This window comes from Weizmannia sp. CD-2023, from assembly GCF_036225245.1.
Classification (GTDB): domain Bacteria; phylum Bacillota; class Bacilli; order Bacillales; family Bacillaceae_C; genus Weizmannia; species Weizmannia faecalis.
This window is the reverse complement of the sequence record NZ_JARTJQ010000141.1, coordinates 1-3749: the sequence shown is the minus strand read 5'-3', so window position 1 is coordinate 3749 and position 3749 is coordinate 1. Positions and strand designations below refer to the sequence as shown.

Genomic DNA, 3749 nt, shown 5'->3' with positions numbered 1-3749 from the left:
TTTTCCTCCATATCATAATTTATCTCATATTCTTTGCCTTTATAAGTTCCATAAAGACCACTTCTTATCATTTTTAATCACCTCTTAATTATTAATTGGCACAAATTTTTTACCATTAAAAATCGCCACTAATTCTTCTTTTCCATTAACAACTTTATATAGTTCTTCTCCAATTGTGATTCATATCTATCATTAAATTTCCATTCTGAGTATAATTCTTCCATTTCTTGCAACAGTAAATCCATTTTGTATACACGGAGAGCCATCAGTATTTGTACCTCCAAAACTCTTCTTCAAATTTTCACTCATGTCTTTCAGGCTGTCGATCATGCCTAAAGCTACATCTTTCAATTTAATGCTATGTTTTCATATTTTACTATTCTTTCCAACTGCTATATACTCTGGGTGTACAAGCATCATCTATTTTATCCAATCTCTAAGACTTTAATAAAAACTTATGTATCTTAAAAGACATCAGGCGCTTCCTTATTTGCTATACAATCTAACAATAATAATTATCTTTTAAAAATTCAGTAAAGTTAGATGCCCTTGAATTTTTTCTTAAAGGACTTGGCATACTTTTCTTCAGCCTTCCACCAAGGGATTAATTCAGCAAGACAGACCCAGCGATTTTCTTTATTTAATTTTCCACCGAATGGTTGAAAAAATCTTCTACAAAAGTTAATTGATATTCGGTCTTTTTGTACATTGTAACGGCCTTCAAGTGCAAGGTTTTTTACATGTTTCCTATGAAAAAACCTTACACTTAATATTCGATAAAAGTAGCCAAAATCCTTGTCAAATTGGAATTTTTGTTTATTCAGCAAGTCCTAATTATCATCTTGCAAAATTATCATAACTAGGGCTTGCTGAATAAGCGAAATTCCTAGATTTGGCAAGGCTGCTGACAGCTTTGGCCACCATTTAAATGCAAGGGTTTTACAACAAATCCAGGGAAATGCCTGCACGCGAAAGCCGATTCAACGTATGGAGAAGATCAAATCACCCCTTTTCGCAAAAGGATTCTTCTATATTTTGAGACAGAGGTTGCAGATAAATTGGGCACAAACTCAGCGTCGGATTCGTTCAGCAAGCCCTAACTACTTTTATAACAAAATAACACTATATTCGCCCGTGATGCTACAGCTTATTTGAATACTTGATTCATATATTTTTTCCTGCTGATGCTCTTAGTCATGTAGCTTATCAAGAAATTCCGTAAATGTCGCTGCCACGTAAAATATATTTTCTCTTGCGTGTTCTTCAGCCTGTTCTTCCGTTAAACCCTCTTCTCGTATTAGCATATCTTTTTCCCAAGCATTTTCATGTTCCCAAAAAACTACGATGGGATTATCTTCATGATTTTTATAATCAAAACATATTAAGTTTCCCGCAGGGTCAAATGCAAATGGGACTACTCCATTTGGCAATGTTTTCTTATAACTATTATAAACATCTACAATAAATTCGTCATTACCTTTATCAAATGATAATAGTGTACCAAATACTTTCTCTCTATTTCCTACATTAAATATTTCAGGTTCTACATTTGCACCATTATTTACAGCAACACAGCTAATGTAATCTTTGGGAAATTTAAAACCTAGGTTATTTCCAATCTTTTCTACATAATCTTTACTAACTGGTTCATCAGCAAATTGCCATTCTAATCTACTCATCTAATACCATCTCCCCATAATTTATTACCACCTAAATGGTTTACATCATGAACCTTTGAAATAACTAACTGCATCTTTCCTGGAACCTGATGATGATGCCAAGTTAAGCCCTGAATTCTCGGTTTCCCAGCATTTATTTGCATTAATTGTTTTGAGGTAAACAAATCTTTTGAAACTTTTCCCTTTTCAATTGCCTCTCTTAGGTTTCTCGTGCATTCTTTAAACTGCTTATCATCAGTTGCTTTAAAAAGAAAATCTTGTAGTTTTAGTGGAAATTTAACATCGTCACCTTTAAAAATTGGAAAACCTAATACATCATAATCTACGCTTTTCACGTGTTTTCCTCCCGCTAACGCTTTATTAACTATATTATTCTTAGGTGAGGAATTTAAATAATCATCTACATGTCCCACAACCACTTTAAATTCCTCAACACTGTCGTAACCAAATTCTTTTATTGTTGTATCGTCTACAACCTTCAAGAAATCTTCAACACTATCGTAGCCTTTTGGAACAATAGATCTATTTACCAGATTTCCGTTTGCATCATAATCATTTTTTTATTACTTCATCAATTTCAGAACGGTGAACTTTACCCGTACCCTATGTTGTAATCTTAAATACTAAAAATAAAAAAATCAGCCATTTTACCACCCTTTTAAACTACTTCCTTATCTTTTATTATCGGTAATTTATAAGCTGTTTTATTTTTCATCATGCCATAAATAATATTCACAAGCCTTCTTATGATACAAACCAATGCTTGTCCCTTTGTTTTGCCTTCTCTAAGCTTTCGTTGGTAATATGCATAAAACACTGGGTTCCTTGGTAGCTTACTTCCTTTAGCTACTGCACTTGCTGTACGGCGAGGTTATAAAATAACGCATGCAGCGCCCGATTTCCCTGTTTGCTTTTTTGTTCCTTGCCTTTCCCACCGGACCCAAAGTAAACAGGCGCAATCCCCGCAAATCTTGCTAATTTGTTGGCATTTGGAAACCGTCTTACATCACCTATTTCAGCTATTAATGCTGATGCTGTTACGAGGTCAATGCCTGGCATGGAGTCTAGTTGAAAGTCTAGTAAGCTCATTAACTCTTTTAATTCTCTTTCCACCTTGCCTATTTCCTGCTTTCCAAACAAAATGTGGCGCACAATGCTTTCTACCAAAAAGTCTCTTGTTTCTTGGTGTTCTTTCTGTGTATGTCCATCCATCTTTCACTAGCTTCAATATTTCATTCGCTTTTTTCACTAAACATGTATTGTTACTGGCTTCTAATAAAAAAGTGGTCAATTTCTTCACATTTACACCGTCTAAACTTGAAGGTGACGGGTATAGTTTCCAAAATGCCAATGCCTTTTTTCCATCCACCTCTGAGAAAAACTTCTTATAGCTAGGGTAATGGTGGCTCAATTGAATGTGCAGTTGGTTCTTTAAAGCACCTTGCGCCTTTACCAATGCATTTCTTCTAGTAACCAACTGTTGTATCGACCAAAATAGATCATGCGGTTTTGCATCTGGCAAATGGTTCAGTTTATTCAACAAAATGCGTGCTACACATTCTGCATCCCAGCTATCACTTTTTTGTGTGGTCATATAGCTTTTTCGTTCAGCATAAGAAAGAGCTGGGTTAACCTCTTTTACAACTTGTCCATGGTCCGTTAGATATTGTGCCAGTGCACACCGTAACCACCCACATCTTCCAAACCAAATACAGGTATCAACCCTTCTTCTGTCAATTTTTCAATATCTAGTAAAAATTTTGAGAAGGCGGACGGTTTATTTTCAAACTTTATTTCATCAAGCTTCTCCTGCCAACAATTAATGATCACTGCCACATGATGCTGTTTATGCAAGTCTACACCCACATAGATGTGTTTCTGTTTTTCATGCATGGCTCATCCTCCTATTCAGTTTTCAATTATTGAATGAAAATGCCGGCAACCTTAGTTCGAGCGTTCACCAATCGGTGCGCATTGGTACGAAAGCCTATCCATTTTCATCGCTACACAGTAACTTATAAGAAAATGAGTCCCTTTTTTAAGTAACCTATTAACTCAAGTTTCGGACTT

The 3749-nt window shown here is 35.2% G+C and carries 2 protein-coding genes and 2 pseudogenes; all 4 read right to left on the bottom strand.

Annotated elements, in window-relative coordinates:
• Nucleotides 1-545 precede the first annotated feature (545 nt).
• A pseudogene (locus P9687_RS16810) lies at nucleotides 546-709 on the bottom strand (IS5/IS1182 family transposase); the annotation flags it as partial.
• A gap of 481 nt (nucleotides 710-1190) precedes the next feature.
• The gene (locus P9687_RS16805; RefSeq protein ID WP_328220712.1) at nucleotides 1191-1679 is read right to left on the bottom strand and encodes an SMI1/KNR4 family protein; all 489 of its coding nucleotides are present in this window, start codon (nucleotides 1677-1679) and stop codon (nucleotides 1191-1193) included.
• Nucleotides 1676-2161 carry an HNH endonuclease gene (locus P9687_RS16800; protein WP_328228643.1) on the bottom strand — a complete coding sequence of 162 codons (486 nt, stop codon included), beginning with the start codon at nucleotides 2159-2161 and terminating at the stop codon, nucleotides 1676-1678. Before P9687_RS16800 ends, P9687_RS16805 begins: the two co-directional genes overlap by 4 nt.
• A gap of 176 nt (nucleotides 2162-2337) precedes the next feature.
• Nucleotides 2338-3572, bottom strand: a pseudogene (locus P9687_RS16795) (IS110 family transposase).
• Nucleotides 3573-3749 lie beyond the last annotated feature (177 nt).